15 protein-coding genes are annotated in these 18,082 nt (G+C 71.4%); 7 read left to right on the forward strand and 8 right to left on the reverse strand.

Features of this window, described 5'->3' with window-relative positions; all coding sequences use genetic code 11:
• Nucleotides 1-1,554: an ABC transporter substrate-binding protein gene (locus ABDZ89_RS11145; protein WP_343779066.1), complete on the reverse strand. Its 1,554-nt coding sequence runs from the start codon at nt 1,552-1,554 to the stop codon at nt 1-3.
• Nucleotides 1,555-1,737: 183 nt separating this feature from the next.
• Here ABDZ89_RS11145 and ABDZ89_RS11150 point away from each other — a divergent pair, with 183 nt between their 5' ends.
• The 6 genes from ABDZ89_RS11150 (at nt 1,738) to ABDZ89_RS11175 (ending at nt 7,632) form a co-directional block, all read left to right on the forward strand.
• Complete coding sequence (locus ABDZ89_RS11150) at nt 1,738-2,193, forward strand: DUF7529 family protein (protein WP_343779067.1); 456 nt, start codon at nt 1,738-1,740, stop codon at nt 2,191-2,193.
• Between the two features lie 73 nt (nt 2,194-2,266).
• On the forward strand, nt 2,267-2,980 hold the full coding sequence (locus tag ABDZ89_RS11155; RefSeq protein ID WP_343779068.1) for a phosphoribosyltransferase family protein: 714 nt from the start codon (nt 2,267-2,269) through the stop codon (nt 2,978-2,980).
• A 126-nt stretch (nt 2,981-3,106) separates the two neighbouring features.
• Nucleotides 3,107-4,486: an NCS2 family permease gene (locus ABDZ89_RS11160; RefSeq protein WP_343779070.1), complete on the forward strand. Its 1,380-nt coding sequence runs from the start codon at nt 3,107-3,109 to the stop codon at nt 4,484-4,486.
• Between the two features lie 66 nt (nt 4,487-4,552).
• The gene (locus ABDZ89_RS11165; RefSeq protein ID WP_343779072.1) at nt 4,553-6,016 is read left to right on the forward strand and encodes a glycerate kinase type-2 family protein; all 1,464 of its coding nucleotides are present in this window, start codon (nt 4,553-4,555) and stop codon (nt 6,014-6,016) included.
• A 20-nt stretch (nt 6,017-6,036) separates the two neighbouring features.
• Complete coding sequence (locus tag ABDZ89_RS11170) at nt 6,037-7,095, forward strand: ornithine cyclodeaminase family protein (RefSeq protein ID WP_343779074.1); 1,059 nt, start codon at nt 6,037-6,039, stop codon at nt 7,093-7,095.
• Nucleotides 7,096-7,137: 42 nt separating this feature from the next.
• Entirely contained in the window at nt 7,138-7,632 is a 495-nt protein-coding gene (locus ABDZ89_RS11175; RefSeq protein ID WP_343779076.1) for a dihydrofolate reductase, read from the forward strand.
• A gap of 109 nt (nt 7,633-7,741) precedes the next feature.
• On the opposite strand, the gene ABDZ89_RS11180 is transcribed toward ABDZ89_RS11175, so the two are convergent.
• From ABDZ89_RS11180 to gatB, 7 genes are all read right to left on the reverse strand, one after another.
• Entirely contained in the window at nt 7,742-10,258 is a 2,517-nt protein-coding gene (locus ABDZ89_RS11180) for a methyl-accepting chemotaxis protein (protein WP_343779077.1), read from the reverse strand.
• A 162-nt stretch (nt 10,259-10,420) separates the two neighbouring features.
• Nucleotides 10,421-11,212 (reverse strand): RlmE family RNA methyltransferase, encoded by a 792-nt coding sequence (locus ABDZ89_RS11185; RefSeq protein ID WP_343779079.1) that lies wholly within the window; start codon nt 11,210-11,212, stop codon nt 10,421-10,423.
• A gap of 113 nt (nt 11,213-11,325) precedes the next feature.
• The gene (locus ABDZ89_RS11190) at nt 11,326-11,844 is read right to left on the reverse strand and encodes a hypothetical protein (protein WP_343779080.1); all 519 of its coding nucleotides are present in this window, start codon (nt 11,842-11,844) and stop codon (nt 11,326-11,328) included.
• 67 nt (nt 11,845-11,911) lie between these two features.
• On the reverse strand, nt 11,912-12,388 hold the full coding sequence (locus ABDZ89_RS11195) for a GNAT family N-acetyltransferase (RefSeq protein WP_343779081.1): 477 nt from the start codon (nt 12,386-12,388) through the stop codon (nt 11,912-11,914).
• Nucleotides 12,385-12,600, reverse strand: a complete 216-nt coding sequence (samp2, locus tag ABDZ89_RS11200) for a ubiquitin-like small modifier protein SAMP2 (RefSeq protein ID WP_343779083.1) — start codon at nt 12,598-12,600, stop codon at nt 12,385-12,387. The genes ABDZ89_RS11195 and samp2 overlap by 4 nt, the downstream gene beginning before the upstream one ends.
• A gap of 43 nt (nt 12,601-12,643) precedes the next feature.
• On the reverse strand, nt 12,644-12,964 hold the full coding sequence (locus ABDZ89_RS11205; protein ID WP_343779084.1) for a hypothetical protein: 321 nt from the start codon (nt 12,962-12,964) through the stop codon (nt 12,644-12,646).
• 37 nt (nt 12,965-13,001) lie between these two features.
• Nucleotides 13,002-14,489, reverse strand: a complete 1,488-nt coding sequence (gene gatB, locus ABDZ89_RS11210) for an Asp-tRNA(Asn)/Glu-tRNA(Gln) amidotransferase subunit GatB (RefSeq protein ID WP_343779086.1) — start codon at nt 14,487-14,489, stop codon at nt 13,002-13,004.
• A gap of 224 nt (nt 14,490-14,713) precedes the next feature.
• On the opposite strand from gatB, the gene ABDZ89_RS11215 reads away from it, so the two are divergent.
• Nucleotides 14,714-18,022 (forward strand): PAS domain-containing protein, encoded by a 3,309-nt coding sequence (locus ABDZ89_RS11215; RefSeq protein ID WP_343779088.1) that lies wholly within the window; start codon nt 14,714-14,716, stop codon nt 18,020-18,022.
• Nucleotides 18,023-18,082 lie beyond the last annotated feature (60 nt).

Consider the following 18,082-nt stretch of genomic DNA (forward strand, 5'->3'; position numbering starts at 1 on the left):
TTACTGTTGCGTGGCGGTGTCCGGGTCGATGAACTCGTCGGCCCGCGGCTCCCACGAGATCTCGTTCGAGACGCCGTAGACGCTGAACTGCTGGTGCATGAACACCCACGGCGCCAGGTCGTGAGCGAGCTGGTTCGCCTCCTGGAGGATCCCGACGCGCTCGTCGGGGTCCTCGGTCGCCTCGGCGTCCGTGAGCAGTCCGTCGAGCTCCTCGTTTTCCAGCACGGTGAGCGCGCCGCTCGACGAGAGCAGCGGCGTCAGCGTCTGGCTGCCGTCGAACTCGCCGTTCCCCCAGCCGAGGAGGTTGAAGTGCGGGCGGTCCTCGATGTCCGGCGCGGTGACGTCCTGAACGAGCGAGGAGAACTCGCGCTGTTCGACCTCACAGGAGACGTTCGACAGCGAGTCGATCTGGTTCGCCGCCGCCTGCGCGATCTGAACGTCGCGGAGGTAGCGTCCGATCGGCGTTTCCAGCGTGATCTCGACGCCGGCGTGACCGGACTCCTCGACGAGGCGCTCGGCCTCCTCGGGGTCGTACGGGTACGGCTCGATGTCGGGGTTGTAGCCGACGTGGCCGTCGAGGGTCGGCTGTCCGGTGATGTTGCCGAAGCCGTTGAGGACGTTCTCGATGATGCTCTCGACGTCGACCGCGTGGTTCATCGCCTGCCGGAACTGCTGGCTGGAGAACGGCTCCACGTCGTACCGCATCTGGAGGAAGATGATCCGCGCGCTCGGAACGGAGTTGATCGTCGCGACGTCGGAACTGTTCACCCGAGAGACCTCGTTCGGCGGCACGTTCGTCACGATGTCCGTCTCCTCGGCGAGCAGCTGGTTGACCCGCGTGCTCGACTCGCTGGAGGCGCTCATCGTGAGTTCGTCGACCGCGGGAGCGCCGTCCCAGTACTCCTCGTTCGGCTCGTAGACGACCTGGTTGCCCGACTCGTACTCGCTGAGGCGGAACGGTCCCGTCCCGTTGGCGTTCCGGTTGATGTAGTCGCTGCCGTTCTCCTCGACCCACGACTGCTGCATGACGGGGCCGTTCGTCGCGAACAGCTGGAAGGCGATCGGGTTGTACCCCTCGAAGGAGACCGTCACCTCGCCGTCGCCGGTCGCGACCTCCGTAACCGAGCCGAGGTCGTTCGACTGCGGGCTGGCGATGCCGACGTCCTCGAAGACGATCCGGCGGATGCTGAACCGAACGTCCTCGGCGGTGACCTCGTCGCCGTTGTGGAAGGTGAGGCCGTCCCGGAGCATGAACCGGACGCTGCCGTCGTCGGTGCGCTCCCACTCGTCCGCGAGGCCGGCGATGATTCCCCCCTGCTTGTCGCGGTCGAGGAGTCCTTCGTACAGCTGGCCGACGATGATCTCGGTGTTCGTCTCGGCGTGGTCCTGCGGGTCGAGCCCGGAGTCCATCTGGCCCATGGTGACGCCGAGTTCGAAGGAGTCGCCGCCGTCGCCGCCGTTTCCGGCACAGCCAGCGAGGCCGACCGCGCCGGCCGTTCCGGCGTACTTGAGCACCGTCCGCCTGTCGACCTGCGAATCGTTGTCAGTAGGCATAGCCGATATCATACGACAGAGCGTTATGAACCTACCGGCAGACGCGTCCCCCTTCGGGTCCGCTGCTGGCGATCCGCTGACAGTAGGGGGTGCCGAATCGACGGGATGAGCGTGCGGTGCGGGCGAGTCCGACGCGAGCGAAAACCGACGCCTATGTAGGGACGCCGACGGTAGGCGAGCGGTATGGACGGACCCGATCCCGGACCGCGGTGGGACGCTGTCGAGGAGGACGCGGAGTCGACGGCGGCGGCGTACCGAGAGCGCGGCTGGACCGCGATCGCTGGCCACCCCGGGCAGGTGAACCCCGTCGCGGACGCCGCCCGGATCGACGTGCTGTTGCCCGGGTCGGAGTTCGACGCGGCGCTCGACGCGGTCGACGAGGCCGCGATCGACGGCGTCGACGTGTACGCCGGCGCCGCCGGCGGGGTCGCGTACCGGTTGGTGGTCGCGACCGACGAGGCGGCGGGCGTGGCGCTGTGCGTGCCCACCTACCTCGGGGGCGACGACCTCGCCTCGCTGCGGGCGGCCGCCGAGGCGGCGGGGACGCTCACCGTCCGACTGCGTCCGCTCGACGACCGCGACCACGTCGAGATCGCGATCGACGACCCCGCCGTCTTCTTCGACGCGCCCGAGGCGTGAGAACCACACACGTGGGTATTCCACGCTCGTGTGACTTCGACGTATTCATAGTTGTGCGATCACGATCATCGCTATGAATCGCGCAGAGAAGGCGGCCCTCCAGTTGCAGGCGGTCGCCGTGTTGCGGATGCTGAAGGAGACGCGAACGTACGAGGAGCTGTCCGAGGTGACCGGGCTGCCCGCAGGCGACCTGAACCGGTACGTGAACGGCCACGTTCTGCCCGGCACCGACCGCGCGAGCGAGGTCGTCGAGTCGGTGGGCCGCGAGGCGCTGGCCGACGAACTGGTCGCGCGCGTCGAGTTCGACGACGAGGGGTACGTCGACAACTCCGGCGTCGTCTTCGACCAGTCGTTCCTCGACCTCGTAGCGCCCGTCGCGGCGGAGACGTTCGGGTTCGAGCGCCCGGACGTGGTGTTGACGGCCGCGACCGACGGGATCACGCTGGGGGCGGCGATGGCCTCCTTCTTCGGCGCGCGCCTCGCCTACGCGAAGAAGTCGAAGGAGACGGCCGTCGAGGAGTTCATCGAGTCGCGCCAGCGGCTCGCGTCCGGCATCGAACTCACCTACTACCTCCCCGCGAGCGCCATCGACGCCGGGGACACCGTCCTCGTCGTCGACGACCTGATCCGGTCGGGCGAGACCCAGGAGCTACTGCTCGACATCGCGCTCCAAGGCGACGCGGACGTCACCGGCGTGTTCGCGCTCATCGCCGTCGGCGACGAGGGGATGGAACGCGCGCGAGCGATCACCGACGCGCCGGTCGGGGCGCTGACGACGTTCGAGTAACCACGTTCGAGCATATTATCGGGAAATAATCCGTCCGGTAGACGTTTTTGATCCGTATTTGTGGATCATCTGCCGTGGCGTTCAGCAAGGCTTATCAGTCGATCCGCCGGTACCTCTACGCGTTCAATGGGGCTTTCAGACACGCTGGCTGCGCGGTTCGACGTGGAGTCGCACGGGTCGGACGTCCGTACCGAACTGGTCGCCGGGCTCACGACGTTCCTCGCGATGTCGTACATCATCGTGGTGAATCCCGCGATCCTCTCGGCGGCGATCCAGATAGAGGGGTACGGCCAGGGCGAGGTGTTCCAGATGATCGCCATCGCGACGATCCTCTCGGCGGCGGTCGCGACGGCCGTGATGGCGCTGTACGCCAACCGCCCGTTCGGGCTCGCCCCCGGGCTGGGGCTCAACGCCTTCTTCGCGTACACGGTCGTGTTGGGACTCGGAATTCCGTGGCAGACGGCGCTCGCCGCGGTGTTCGTCGAGGGCGTCCTGTTCATGCTCCTGACCGCGGTCGGCGCTCGCGAGTACGTGATCCGCCTGTTCCCCGAACCGGTGAAGCGGGCGGTCGGGGCCGGTATCGGACTGTTCCTGCTTTTCATCGGGCTTCAGGAGCTCCAGATCGTCGTCAACGACGAGGCGACGCTCGTCGCGCTCGGGAGCGTCTTCGCCAACCCGTGGGCGATCCTCGGCGTGCTCGGGCTCGTGCTCACGTTCGTGCTGTGGGCGCGGAACGTCACCGGCGCCATCATCCTCGGCGTCCTCACCACCGCGGTCGCGGGGTGGGCGCTCACCCTCGGCGGCGTGTTCGCTCGCGGCGCGGTCACGCCCGAGACCCTGCCGTCGGCGCAGTACGACATCACGCCGCTGGCGGGGGCGTTCCTCGACGGGCTCTCCGGGGTCGACCCGCTCACCTTCGTGCTGGTCGTGTTCACCTTCTTTTTCGTCGACTTCTTCGACACCGCGGGGACGCTCATCGGCGTCTCGCAGTTCGGTGACTTCCTCGACGAGGACGGCGACTTACCCGACATGGACCGGCCGCTGATGGCCGACGCGGTCGGCACCACATTCGGCGCGGTCGTCGGCACCTCGACGGTGACGACCTACATCGAGTCGTCGACCGGCGTCGAGGAGGGCGGTCGCACCGGGCTGACCGCCCTGGTCGTCGCGCTGCTCTTTCTCGCGTCGCTCGTGGTGATCCCCGTCGTCGCCGCCATCCCGGCGTACGCCTCGTTCATCGCGCTGATCGTCGTCGGCGTGATAATGCTTCAGGGGCTTACCGAGGTCGACTGGACCGACCCCGCGTGGGCCGTCTCCGCCGGGCTCACGGTCACCGTGATGCCGTTCGCCTACTCCATCGCCGACGGGCTGGCGGCCGGCATCGTCGCGTACCCGGTCGTCAAGCTCGCGATCGGCGAGGGGCGCGACGTCGCGCTCGGGCAGTACGTCATCGCGGCGCTGCTGGCCGCCTACTACGTCCTCTCGACCGCCGGGTACATCCTCTGAGGCGGACCGCGCTCCGGTCCGACCGAACCCTCTTGTCGCGACGGGCCGCATACCGACCGAGAGACGATGCCCGACGCGCCCGACGCCGATCGCTCCGTGACCGTCGCCGACCGCGAGCAACACGCGACCGACCCGGCGCGCGAACTCGCGCTCGACTGCGTGGTCGCGGGCATCGAGGCCGCCCACCCCACCGCGGTCGTCGCCGACGCCCTCTCGCTGGACCGCGACCGGCTGACCGCCTCGGACGTGAACGGCGGGACGACGACACGCGACCTCGACCGGTACGACCGCGCGGTGGTCGTCGGCGCCGGAAACGCGGCGGGCCACTTCGCGGCCGCGCTGGAGGAGGTGCTCGGCGACCGGATCGACGGCGGCGCCGTCGTCACCGACGACCCGGTCGAGACGGAGCGGATTACGGTCCTCCCCGGTGACCACCCGACACCGAGCGAGGCGGGCGTCGAGAGCGCCCGACGGGTCCGGACCCTCGCGGCCGACGCCGGCGAGTCCGACCTCGTGATCGGCCTGATCACCGGCGGCGGGAGCGCGCTCTTGGCCGCGCCCGCGCCCGGGATCGACCTCGACGACCTGCGTGAAACGACCGAGGCGCTGCTCGCCAGCGGCGCGACGATAGCCGAGATCAACGCGGTCCGCAAGCACCTCTCGGCGGTGAAAGGCGGCGGCCTCGCCCGGGCCGTCGCGCCCGCCGACGCGCTCGGTCTCGCGATCAGCGACGTGACCGGCGACGACCTCGGCGTGATCGCGAGCGGTCCATTCTCGCCCGATCCGACGACGTTCGCGGACGCGCTGTCGGTCCTCGATCGGTACGGGATCGACGCGCCGGAGGCGGTCCGGCAGCGTCTCGACCGGGGGGACCGGGGCGCGGTCGCGGAGACGCCGAAGCCGGGAGACGCCGCGTTCGACGGGGTCGACGTTCGCGTCGTCGCGAACGCGCGCACGGCGCTGAACGCCGCCCGAGCGGTCGCCGCGGCGAACGGGTACGAGCCGCTCGTGCTCTCCTCGCGAGTGCGGGGCGAGGCCCGAGAGGCGGCGAAGACGCACGCGGCGGTCGCCGAGGAGTGCCGGGCCGTCGGCGACCCGATCGAGCCGCCCGCCGTCGTCCTCTCGGCGGGCGAGGTGACGGTCACGCTCGGCGACGACCACGGCCGAGGCGGGCCGAACCAGGAGTTCGCGCTGTCGGCGGCGCTCGAACTCGACGGGGCGGGAGCCGACGGCGAGGGCGTCGTCGCCGCGAGCGTCGACACCGACGGCATCGACGGCGCCACGGACGCGGCGGGGGCGCTGGTCGACGACCGGCTCGTCGGCGACGACGGGGAGCCGGGCCCCGGAGCGCCGAACGGCCAGGAACTGGACCGCGACGCGGCGGCGGCCGCGCTCGACGCCCGCGACGCGTATCCGGCGCTCGACGCCGCGGGCGCGCTGCTCCGGACCGGACCGACCGGAACGAACGTCAACGACCTCCGCGCCGTCGTGATTCCGACGACCGGAGCGCGTTCGGAAGGGACTAAGTAGCGGCCGGCAAATTCTGCGGCATGCAGACGCTGCTCCTCAACGCGGACGACGTGGAGGAAAACGCCGAGACGGACCGTGTCATCGACGCGGTTCGGGGCGCGTTCACGGCCTACGAGCGCGGCAACGCCAAGATGCCGGCGAAGTCGTACATCGACCTGCCGGAGTACAACGGCGACTTCCGCTCGATGCCCGCGTACCTCGACGTCCGCGAGGAGGACGTCGCCGAGGAGACGGCGACCGGCGAGGGGTGGGACGCCGCGGGGATCAAGTGGGTGAACGTCCACACCGACAACCCCGACGACCACGACCTCCCGACAGTGATGGGGACGATGATCTACTCGGACCCGGAGACCGCGTTCCCCCTCGCCGTCCTCGACGGGACGACGCTGACGATGAAACGCACGGGCGCCGCCGCGGCGGTCGCGACCGACTACCTCGCCGTCCCGGACGCGACCTCGCTGGGGATCGTCGGCGCCGGGGTCCAGTCGTACACCCAACTGGAGGCGATCGCCGCGGTGCGCGACATCGAGGAGGTCGTCGTGAGCGACCTCGACGAGGAGCGCGTCGCCGACTTCGTCGACGCCTTCGGCGACCGGTTCGACGTTCGCGCGGGCTCCGTCTCGGAGGCGGGCCACTGCGACGTCCTCTCGACCGTGACGCCGGTCGAGGACCCGATCGTCGGCGCCGAGGACGTCGGCGAGCACACGCACGTCAACGCGATGGGCGCGGACGCCGCCGGGAAACACGAGCTCGCCGACGCGCTCCTCGCCGACGCCACGATCGTCATCGACGACCACGAGCAGTGTACCCACTCCGGCGAGATCAACGTCCCCTACGCCGCCGGCACGCTCACCGACGACGACATCTACGGCGAGATCGGCGAGATCGTCGTCGGCCGGCGGGCCGGGCGTCCCGGGACCGCGGGCACCGCCGCCGACGCCGACGGCGTGAGCGGCGTCAGCGTCTTCGACTCGACCGGCCTCGCGATCCAAGACGTCGCGGCGGCCCGCGTCGTGTACGAGCGCGCGGACGAACTGGACAACGGCTACCCGTTCGACCTGCTGGGCCTCGACGGCTGAGGCCGAGCGCGGATTTTTACTCGCAGCGCCCCTACACCGTTCGTGAAACTCGTCAGCGTCGCCGCCCTGGCGGAGAACCGCGTGATCGGGAAAGAGGGTGAGGTGCCGTGGCCGCACATCGAGGCGGACGTCAGGCAGTACCGCGAGCGCGTCGCGGGGTCGCCGGTGGTCCTCGGCCGGCGCACCTTCGACTCGATGCGCGACGACCTGCCGGGGAGCCGGCAGATCGTCGTGAGCCGCAGCGTCGACGCCGTCGACGTGCCGACGGCGGTCGTCGCGAACGGCGACGAGGAGGCGATCGAACTGGCCCGCGAGGCCGCGGCCGAGACTGGCGTCGAAACGACCTACGTGCTCGGCGGGGGCGGCATCTACGCGCTGTTCCAGCCGCACCTCGACGGGATGGCGCTCAGTCACGTCGACGGCGCCTACGAGGGCGACACGGTGTACCCCGAGTGGGACGAGAACGAGTGGGAGGTCGCCGCCGAGACGCCCTACGACCGGTTCACGCTACGCGAGTGGACCCGTCGGGCGGGGTGAGCGGAACCGGCGGGGTCGGCGGTGCGCGGTGCGGTTCTCGTCGGACAGCGCGGTTCTCGGCTGACCGCGCTGTCCCGGCGGACGGCGCGCGAGGCTCGGAGGTCCGAGGCTACGAGCCCTCGGCGCGCTCTTCGGCGTACCGTTCGAGCTGAAGCGCGGTGCTGTCCGCGAGCCGTCCGACCGCGGACTCGACGCCGTGCTCGCGGGCGTCGACCGACGCCTCGGCGACGAGCGTCCGGACCGTGTCGAACGGGCCGATCCGCGCGCCGGTCGTGGCGGCGGTGTTCTCGGCGTCGAGCAGCTGGTTCACGGCGGTGCGGTAGCCGGGGTTCTCGTCGAACCACCCCTCCCGGTCGAGTCGGTCGATCGCACCGTCGTGGACCGGGAAGTAGCCGGTCTCGCGGTGCCAGCGCGCCTGCCGCTCGGGCGCTGCGAGCCAGCCGAGGAACGCCGCCGCGGCGCGCTGTTCGGCCGTCGAGGCGCCGTCGGCGACCCACAGCGACCCGCCCCCGACGACGACGCCGTGCCGCTCGTCGGCGACCGGGAAGTAGCCGACGCCGACCGGGAAAGCGGCGCCCTCGCGGACGTCCACCATCGAGGAGGTGGAGCCGATGAGCATGCCGGCTTCGCCCTCGTGGAACGCCTCGCGGGCCTGCCCGCGGGCCTCGATGCCGGGGTCGTGATACAGCCCGTCGGCCGCCATGTCGGCGATCCAGCGGTAGATCCGTTCACCGCCCGGGCCGTCGAAGCGGCTCTCCGTCGGCGTGCCCGCCCGACCGTTGTCGGCGTCGACGAGCGGCTCGCCGGCCTCGGCGAACCACTGCTCGACGAACCACGAGTACGTCGCGAAGGTGATGCCCGTCTCGGTCGCGCCGGTCTCGACGAGGCGCTCGGCGCAGCGGCGGACCTCCGCGAACGTCTCGGGCGGGTCGTCGGGGTCCAGCCCGGCGCGCTCGAAGGCCGCGCGGTCGTAGTAGAGGACCGGGGTCGAGGCGTTGAACGGCATCGAGTGGAGGACGCCGTCGGTCCGGTAGTAGTTCGCCACGGGGCCGAGCAGGTCGTCGGGCGAGAAATCGGATCCGGGGGGCTGCGCGCTTCCGGCGCCGGAGCCGACGGGGGCGTCCGCGTCGAGGAGGCGCTCGACGGGAGTGAACGCCCCGCTGTCGAGCGCGCGCTGGGTCCCGATCTCGTAGAGGTGCGCGATCGCCGGGGGGTCGCCCCTGTCGGCCGCCGCGAGCGTCGCCTCGAAGACCCCGCGGTAACTCCCCTTCGAGGAGGGGCGGACCGCGATCCCGTCGGTCTCGGCGGCGAACTCCGCGGCGAACTCGTCGATCAGGCGCGCCTTGCGCCCGCCGAACGCGTGCCAGAAGTCGAGGACGACCGCGTCGTCGTCGGCGGTCCCGTCGGCGTCGTACGCGTCGAGCGCGTCGTCTAGGGTGCCGGTCCGGTCGGCGAGCGTCGACGCCCCGGCGGCGACCTCCGCCAGCGACGTCTTCTGGGCGTGCGCGACCGCGGTGGCGTCGCCCGCGTCCGCCGCCGTCTCCTCGGCGAGGTCGCCGACCGACTCGACCGCGTCGACCACGGCCTCGATCGAGGTGGCCTGGTCGTCCGTCGCGTCGCGTATCTCCGCGACGCCGCTGGTCGTCTCCTCGACGTCGGCGGCGAGGTCGGTGAACGCCTCGAGCGCCGTCTCGGCGGTCGATATCCCCTCGTCGGCGCGCTCGCGCATCTCGACCATCTCCTCGACGGTCGCGTCGGCCTCCTCGCGGGCCGACCGGATCGACGACTCGATCTCGCTCGTCGCGTCCCGCGCCTCCTCGGCGAGGCTCTTGACCTCCTCGGCGACCACCTCGAAGCCGGCGCCGGCCTCGCCCGCGCGGGCGGCCTCGATCGAGGCGTTGAGCGCGAGGATGTTCGTCTCGTCGGCGATGTCTTGGATCAGGTCGGTGACGTCCTCGATCGCCGCGACCTCCGATTCGAGCGTCTCGACCCGGTCGAGGGCCTCCTCGGTCCGCTCGTCGACGACGCGGAGCTCCTCGATGGCAGCCGTCGCGGCGTCGGTTCCCTCGTCGGTCCGCTCGGCGACGCCGGCTGCGGTGGCCGCCACCTGATCGGCCGAGGCGGCGACCTCCTCGGTGGCCGCGGAGACCGTCTGGAGCTCGCTCGTCGCGGCCGCGATGTCGTCGCGCTGGCGGGTCGCAGCCGTCTCGATGTCGTCGACCGCGGCGTACACCTCGTCGCTCTGGGCCTTCGCGCGGTCGACGTTCGATCGGACGTGTTCGGTCGCGCCCGCGACCTCGTCGCCGAAGCCGTCGGCGGCCGAGACCGTCTCTGCCACCCCGTCGACGAACTCGTTGAGCGTCGCCGCGAGCGCCGCCGCCTCGCCGTCGGCCTCGGCCGCCGGGAAGCGGGCGCTGAGGTCACCGCCGGCGAGCCGCGTCGCCGCGTCGCGGAACGCCTCGATCGGTACGTCGTCGCTCGGCGCCGCGCGCCCGTCGCTCGCCGTCGCGTCTTCCTCGTCGATGACTCCGCCGTCGGGAGCGTTATCGGCGTCGCTCGGCGCCGCCGACCCGTCCGCCGCGACCGGGGATCGGTCGGGCCGGTCGCTCGCGTCGTTTCGGTCCATCTGTGGCCACTCGCCAACGGGGGTATATAACCCTCCGAATCGGATTATCGCGGCTGAGATCCGTGGCGGGGTAAAAGATCGACCGAGACCGCGAGACGCCGGCGTGTCGAGCCGTCTCGACCCGGCGAGCGGGCTCGGTGACGGGCGACGGGGGGACTCCGGTCAGGGCGACTGGTCCGAGCCGCCGCCGTCGGTCCGCTCCGCGAAGCCGAACCGGGGTTTGACGTCGGTGACCGCGACGGTGAGCGTCTCGCCGACGTCGCCGTCGACGAACAGGGTGTAGCCGTCGACGTAGGCGATGCCGTCGCCCTCGTCGCCCTGCTCTTCGATCGTCACCTCGACGCGGTCGCCCTCGGTGACCGGCGACTCGGTGTACCCCTTCGCGACGAGGTACACCTCCGACGAGGAGTCCCGCGAGGCCGGCGGCGAGACGGTGCGAACGTACTGGAAGGCCTCGCTCACGTCGTCGCGGAAGGCCTCCAGGTCGTCGCCCTGGAACACCTTCACGACGAAGTCGCCGCCGGAGGAGAGCAGTTCGTCGGTCACGTCGAACGCCTGCCGCGCGAGGTGGACCGACCGGGCGTGGTCGAGGTTGTACTCGCCGGTCATGTTCGGTGCCATGTCGCTCACGACGACGTCGGCGCCGTCCTCGCCGACCGCCTCGCGCAGGTAGTGGCGGGTACGCTCCTCGGTCATGTCGCCGCGGATCGTCTCCACGTCGCCCTCGTCGAGGTCGTCGATCCGCTGGAGGTCGACGCCGACGACGGTCCCCGACTCCCCGACCTCCTCGGCGGCGACCTGAAGCCACCCGCCCGGCGCGGCGCCGAGGTCGACCACGGTGTCGCCGCGGTCGAGCAGGTCCGACTCCTCGTCCAGCTGTTTCAGCTTGTAGGCGGACCGGCTCCGGTACCCCTGCTGTTTCGACCGGTTGTAGTACTCGTCTTTGCCGCTCATGTCTCTCTCACCGCGGCTCGGCACGGAACCACCGAAATCGAGGGCGAATTAGCGCTCATACCCTTGACGACGGGGCCGACCCGGAAATGGACATCGAATGTCCGGTCCGCCGCTCAGTCGCCCGAGCGTCGCAGCCACGCGACGGCCCGCTCGACGCGGGAGACGACCGCGTCGACGGGGTCCCACCCGGTCCGCGACGAGGCGGCCGCGTCCGATTCCGACGAGGCGGGGGTCGACGCCGACTTCGCCGTGACCACCCGCTCGTAGTCGGTGATCACCTGCTTGCGGCGCCGCTCTTTCGACTCGACCGCGCGTTCGAGCGCCTCCACCTCCGCTTCGAGCGACGCGACCTCGGCCGCGAGCGCGTCGACGCGGTCGTCGAGCAGGTCGCGTTCGGCCGCCAGCGCGGCGACGCGGACGCGGTGGTGGTAGCCGGGACGGCGGCCGGCGTCTCGGCGTCCGACGCCGGCGGAGAGGGCGACGCTGACGGGCCGGCCGGCACCCGCGGGCGGGGGACTGTCCGAGGCGGTGGACGGCGGTCGCGGTCCGTCGACCGAGTCCACCGCCTCGACGTCGATACCGTCGAGCGTGCCGGCCGTGCGGGGTCGAGAGGGCATGGTTGGGAGTATCATGTGAACAAGTACCACGGCAATAAAAAAGTCAGTCAGCCGCGAGTCGGACGCGCCGCTTGCGGCGGGGTCACTCCGTCTCCGACCCCGCAGTCGAGACTCGGCCCAGCAAGCGGTCCGGCGAGTCCACCGAGGGGTCGGCCGGTCGGACCGAGAAGCCGAGGGCGGCGTAGAACGCGCGCAGTTCGGCGTCGAACGCCGCGGTGACGGCCTCGATCGCGGGGTCCGACGAGCCGCGCCGGACCGCCGCCGCGACGAGCGCCGACCCGACGCCGCGGCCGCGACGAGCCCGGCGCACCGCGTCGCCGTCGACGCCGAGTCGGTCGGGCTCCGGGCGGGTGGCGACCAGCGCGCCGACGACGCCGTCGGTCCGCTCCGAGCGCGCGACGAGCGCGTCGCCGGCCGCGATCCGGTCGTCGACCGTCGCCGCGTCGGTGGCCAGCATCGCCGCGTCGAGGACGCGGAGGACGTCGAGGCGGTCGGCGGGGGTCGCGGGCTCGACGCGCACGTCCGCGGGCGGCTCGGGGGTATCGGAGGTCCCGCTCACGCGCCGTCCGTCGCGCCGCCCTTGATCAGCCTGAGAACGCGCACGGTCTCGGCGTCGACGACGCGGTCGCCCGGGACCGGCGAGCCGTCGACCAGCGCGGACGCCTCCTGCGGGTGGTAGCCCGCGGCGCGGATCAGGTCGTCGTACGTCGCGTCGGCGGCGAGGCTGTACTCGTCGGTCCCCTCGCCGACGACCTCGACGGTCACGTCCATGGGCGCGGTAGACGGGCGACCGGCGTCAATCGCACGGTTCGGGTCACCGCGTCGTCGACGGTGGCTCGCGGACGTTCCACTTCCAGAGGAACCACGCGACCGGGGCGACGATCGCGAGCGTCGTCAGCGCCTCGGCTCTGGGGACCCCGCCGGTCCACGCGTCGACGACGAGGAGAGTCGTCGCGGCCGCCGCGGCGACGAGGACCGCCGCCGCGTCGCGGGCGAGCTCCGCCTCGCGTTCGGGCGGGAGGCCGCCGTCGTAGCCCGCGATCAGGCTGACCCTCCCGCGGCCGTGGATCGCCCACGCGAGCAGGAGACAGATCCCGACGACGTGGGCGACGACGACGGTCTCGAGGATCGACATGGTGGACGGGAGGGGAAGTGCCTGCGTCGGCCGCGGCTCAGCCGTCCAGCTCCTCGCGGAGCAGGCCGTTCACCTGACCGGGGTCGGCGCTGCCGCCGGTCGCCTGCATCACCTGGCCGACGAGGAAGTTGATCGCTCCCTCGTCGCCGTCGTGGTAGTCGCTCACGGCGTCGGGGTTCTCGTCGATGGCGGCCGCGACCGCGGCCTCGACCTCGCCGCTCTCGGCTTTCCCGAGGTCCTCGCGCTCGATGACGGTCTCGGGGTCGTCGCCCGCGTCGAGCATCTCGCGGAGGACGACCTCCTCGGCGTTCTTCACCGTCAGTTCGTCGGCGGCGACGAGTTCGATCAGGCGCGTGAACTCGTCGAGGCGGCCCTCGACGTCCGTGATCGACATCTCGCGGTAGTTGAGTTCGCCGAGGAGGTTGTCGGCGACCCACGTCGCGGCGAGGTCGGGGTCGAACTCGCTCGCGACGTCCTCGAAGAAGTCCGCGACCGCCTTCGTCGAGGTGAGCTTGGAGGCGGCCTCGCGGTCGAGCCCGTACTCCTCGCGGAAGCGCTCGCGGCGCGCGTCCGGCAGCTCCGGGATCGCGATCTGCTCCTTCCAGTCGGCCACCTCTAAGGCGGGGAGGTCGCCCTCTCGGAAGTAGCGGTAGTCCTTCTCGGCCTCCTTCGACCGCATCCCGACGGTGACGCCGCGGTCCTCGTCCCAGTGGCGCGTCTCCTGTTCGATCTCGCGGCCGCGCCGGAGGACGTTCTCCTGCCGCGTGACCTCGTAGGCGAGCGCCTGCTCGGCGCCCCTGTGGCTGGAGATGTTCTTCACCTCGGCGCGGCTCACCTCGTCGAGGGCGTCCTCGTCTATCGTCCCGTCCGCGGCGACGTGTTCGCCGGGGACTAAGGAGACGTTGGCGTCGACGCGCAGGCTCCCGTCGCGGCCGGGGTCGAAGACGCCGAGGTACTCCAGTACCTCCTCCAGCTTCGCGAGGAACGCGCGCGTCTCGGCCGGCGAGCGGAAGTCAGGCTCGGTGACGATCTCCATCAGCGGCGTGCCGGCGCGGTTGTAGTTCACCAGGGTGTGGCTCGCCGACTCGATCGACCCGCCCGCGTGCTGGAGGCTGCCGGGGTCCTCTTCGAGGTGCGCGCGCGTGATCCCGATGGTCCGCGGCTCGCCGTCGACGCGGACCTCCAGCGCGCCGTCGGCGCAGATCGGCGCGTCGTACTGGGTGAGCTGGAAGTTCTTCGGGAGGTCGGGGTAGTAGTAGTTCTTCCGGTGGAACGTGGTCGTCTCGGGGATGTCGGCGTCTATCGCCTTCCCGATCTTCACCGCCGACTCGACGGCGGCCTCGTTGAGGACCGGGAGCGCGCCCGGCAGCCCGAGGCAGGTCGGGCAGGTGCGCGTGTTCGGCGCCTCGTCGTCCGCGGGCTCCGTCGAACAGCCGCAGAAGATCTTCGTGTCGGTCTCGAGCTGGACGTGGACCTCCAGCCCGATCACGACTGTCCGGTCCGCGGTCGCGGCCTGCGTACTCATTACCCGTCGGTTGTGAGCGGGCCGCCTAAATCGTGTCGGGACGGGCGCCGACGGGCGACGCCGGGTATCGACTTCGAAACTTCGGAAGGAACGGTTATGAGAGGGCCGTCCCTACTTAGCGGGATGAGTGGATCGATGAGTCTCGAAATCGCCGACGCGGGCGGGGCGGAGGGGCCCGCTCGGGCGTCCGTCGGCCGGCGCGAGACGGGGGTGTCGAGACGGGGATGAGCGACGAATCTACCCTTCACCTCGGCGAGCCCGTCGACGCCCCGTGGGCGAGCCTGCCCCCGGAGACGCGCGTCCGTCGGTGGAACGACGGGGAAAGCGACGCGGCCGGTTCGGCGAGCGAAGCGAGCGACGCGGACGGGCCGTCGGCGCGGGCGACCGACGCGGACCCGAACGGGATCATCGTGCGACTGCGCGACGCACCGGACGCGAACGGGAGCGGCGAAGCCGACCCGAGCGGGAGCGAGGCGCCCGAAGCGACCGGAAGCGGAGCCGCAAGCGGTCGGTTCGCGGCCACGGAAGGAGCGGTCGCGATCGACCGGCTCGAAGCGGTGCGCGCACGGTATCCCCGGGCCGAAGTCCTCGCCTACTCCGTCCGCGACGTTCCCGACGCCGCCATCGACGCGAGTCGGCTGGGCGTCGAGTACGTCTCCGGGCGGCGGCTCGCGGCCGACGGAGAGACGCTCGCGGACAGGCTCGCGGAGCGGGCGGAACCCGACCGGGCGGGGGGCGGCGAGGGAGCGGGGGCTGCGGAACTCGACGGCGAGACGGAGTCGGTCCTCGAACCGTTCATCCGGATCGTCTCGGATCGGACCACAGACCTCGACGCGAAGCTGGACGCGCTGCTCGAGTTGGGACGCGACCGGCTCGGACTGTCGATCGGCTACTCGTCGCGGGTCGACGGCGACCGGCTCGAGATCCGACAGTACAGCGACGGGACGGGGATGCTGGACGCGTTCCTCGAGAACGACCCCGACGCGGACCGGACGATGCCGCTTGAGCTGACCTACTGCCAACAGACGGTGCGCGGCGACGACGTGGTCGCGTTCACGGACCCCGAGGCCGCCGGGCTGGGCGACGACCCGGCCTACGAGCAGTTCGGCTTCGGCAGCTACGTCGGCGGTCGCGTCGTCGTCGACGAGGAGGTGTTCGGGAGCCTCTGTTTCCTCGATCCGGAGCGCCGAGAGCGCCCGTTCGACGAGTCGGAGCAGCTGTTCGTGGAGCTGCTCGCCGACTGGCTGGGCCGCGCGATCGAGCGGCAGATCGCCCGAGAGGAGCGCGAGGCGGCCGTCGAACGCGTCGAGGAGACGCTCGAACGCATCGACGACGGGTTCTTCGCGCTCGACGACGAGTGGCGGTTCACCTACGTCAACGAGACGGCGGCCGCGCTGCTCGACCGCGAGCCGGCGACGCTGCTCGGCGCCGACGTCTGGGACGAGTTCCCGAACGCGCTGGGGGAGAAGTACGAGCGCTACTACCGCCGGGCGATGGAGACGCAGGAGGCGGTGTCGTTCGAGGACTACTACGAGCCGCTCGGCCTGTGGACCGAGGTGACGGCGTACCCGTCCGCCGACGGCCTCTCCGTGTTCTTCGCGGACGTCACGGAGCGCAAGCGTCGGGAGGAGATCCTCGAGCGCCTCCTCGGGACCGTCGAAGGGATCCAACGGGCGGGCGACAAGGAGACGGTCGCCAACCGGTTGGTCGAGGCCGCAGACGAGATACTCGGCTACGAGATAAGCGGGGTGCGGCTGTACGACCCCGAGGCCGACCTGCTCCGCCTCGTCGCGACGAGCGACGGGATCGGCGACGAGTTCGCCGACAGCCGCGGTCCGCGTCCCCCCGGTAAGGGGATCACGGGGGCGGTGTTCGAGAGCGGGGAGCCGCGGGTGTACGACGACCTCGACGCGCTCGAGGACGACCGGTCGTACCACGGCATGCGTTCGGTCGCGACCGTCCCGCTCGGTGAGCACGGCGCGTTCGTGGTGGGGGCCGTCGAACCGGACGCCTTCGGGGAGAACGACGTCTCCGTGCTCGAACTGCTGGCGACGAACGCGGTCGCCGCGATGGACGCCCACGACCGCCGCCGTCGGCTCCGCACCTACGAGGACGCGCTGAAGAACGTCGACGACATGGTGTGCGTCCTCGACGGCGACGGCGCCGTGACGTACGCCACCGAGCCGTTCGCCGCGTGGATGGGCGTCGACGACGGAGAGGCGATCGTCGGCAGACGGCTCGACGCGCTCGTCGACGAGGCGGACGCGGCGCAGGTCACAGAGGCGGTCGCGGCGCTCACGGCCGCGACGACGGAGGGGGGACACGGACGGGAGCCGAGCCGGACCGTCGACCTGACCGACGAGCGCGACGGGAGCCGGCACCCCCGACACGGACAGCTTCGCCTGTCGCCGCTGTCCGACCGGGCGTCCGGCGTGGTCGGGTCGCTCTCGGACACCACTAACCTCCGCCGAACACAGTCCGAGCTGTCGACCGAACGCGACCGGTTCCGGCGGCTGTTCGACCGGATCCCGGACCCGGTGATGGAGGTCGTCATCGAAGCGGACGAGACGGTGATAGACGGCGTGAACCCGGCGTTCGAAGAGCAGTTCGGCGCGGACGGGGTCGCGCTACAGAGGCGGACGATCGGCGCGCTCGAGATCGATGACGAGGGGGTGAGCGGCGACGACGGGGAGGAGAAGTCGCTCGACGCGCTGGTCCGCGAGCAGGGGTTCGTGACGAAGGAGGTCCGGCGCCAGACCGTCGACGGCCCGCGCGAGTTCCTCTTCCGCGGGTTCAGCTACGAGACCGAGGGGAGCCGGCGGGCGTTCGGCATCTACACCGACATCACCGACCGGAAGCGCCGGGAGCGGTACGTCCGGATCGTCAACCGGATCCTCAGGCACAACCTGCGGAACGAGCTCAACGTGGTGTTCGGCTTCGCCGGCGAGATCGCCTCTCGGACCGACGACGACGACGTCCGCGACTTCGCCGAGCGGATCGAGGCCACCGGTCGGCGCCTGGCCGGCGTCGCCGACGGCGCCACCACGCTCAGGCAGGTCGTCGAGGAGGGGTACGTGACCGACCCCGACCCGATCGACGTGGCGGCGGTCGTCGCGGAGGCGGTCGACGCGTACGCGACGCGACACCCGGACGCGGAGATCACCGCCGACGTGCCGAGCGGGACCGCGGTCCGCGGCGACGACCGCCTCGCGACTGCGATAGAGCACCTCGTGGAGAACGCGGTCGAACACGGCGGCGACGCGCCCCGCGTGGCGCTGACAGCCGAGCGCGACCCGGACGCGGGCGTGGTTCGGATCCGGGTCGCCGACGACGGCCCGGGCGTCGCGCCCGGGGTCCGCGAGGTGATCGCCGGCGACCGAGAGGTGACTCAGCTCAGACACAACACGGGCGTCGGGCTCTGGATCGTCGCCTGGGTCGTCGAGGCGTACGGCGGCGACATCCGGTTCGGTCCCGGACTCGACGGGAGCGGCACGACCGTGACGCTCGTCCTCCCGGCGGCCGAACGGGCGTAACCCGGCCGGCGGCGAGTCAGTCCGAACGCGTGCGCCGGCGGCGGCGGCGCGTTCCGACCC

The sequence above is a fragment of the Halorubrum ejinorense genome, from assembly GCF_039522565.1.
Taxonomy (GTDB): Archaea; Halobacteriota; Halobacteria; order Halobacteriales; family Haloferacaceae; genus Halorubrum; species Halorubrum ejinorense.

Excerpts from the sequence above, each read along its gene's own strand:
- ABDZ89_RS11145 (WP_343779066.1), bottom strand. The coding sequence starts at position 1,554 with ATGCCTACTGACAACGATTCGCAGGTCGACAGGCGGACGGTGCTCAAG.
- ABDZ89_RS11150 (WP_343779067.1), top strand. The coding sequence starts at position 1,738 with ATGGACGGACCCGATCCCGGACCGCGGTGGGACGCTGTCGAGGAGGAC.
- ABDZ89_RS11155 (WP_343779068.1), top strand. The coding sequence starts at position 2,267 with ATGAATCGCGCAGAGAAGGCGGCCCTCCAGTTGCAGGCGGTCGCCGTG.
- ABDZ89_RS11160 (WP_343779070.1), top strand. The coding sequence starts at position 3,107 with ATGGGGCTTTCAGACACGCTGGCTGCGCGGTTCGACGTGGAGTCGCAC.
- ABDZ89_RS11165 (WP_343779072.1), top strand. The coding sequence starts at position 4,553 with ATGCCCGACGCGCCCGACGCCGATCGCTCCGTGACCGTCGCCGACCGC.
- ABDZ89_RS11170 (WP_343779074.1), top strand. The coding sequence starts at position 6,037 with ATGCAGACGCTGCTCCTCAACGCGGACGACGTGGAGGAAAACGCCGAG.
- ABDZ89_RS11180 (WP_343779077.1), bottom strand. The coding sequence starts at position 10,258 with ATGGACCGAAACGACGCGAGCGACCGGCCCGACCGATCCCCGGTCGCG.
- ABDZ89_RS11185 (WP_343779079.1), bottom strand. The coding sequence starts at position 11,212 with ATGAGCGGCAAAGACGAGTACTACAACCGGTCGAAACAGCAGGGGTAC.
- ABDZ89_RS11190 (WP_343779080.1), bottom strand. The coding sequence starts at position 11,844 with ATGATACTCCCAACCATGCCCTCTCGACCCCGCACGGCCGGCACGCTC.
- samp2 (WP_343779083.1), bottom strand. The coding sequence starts at position 12,600 with ATGGACGTGACCGTCGAGGTCGTCGGCGAGGGGACCGACGAGTACAGC.
- ABDZ89_RS11205 (WP_343779084.1), bottom strand. The coding sequence starts at position 12,964 with ATGTCGATCCTCGAGACCGTCGTCGTCGCCCACGTCGTCGGGATCTGT.
- gatB (WP_343779086.1), bottom strand. The coding sequence starts at position 14,489 with ATGAGTACGCAGGCCGCGACCGCGGACCGGACAGTCGTGATCGGGCTG.
- ABDZ89_RS11215 (WP_343779088.1), top strand. The coding sequence starts at position 14,714 with ATGAGCGACGAATCTACCCTTCACCTCGGCGAGCCCGTCGACGCCCCG.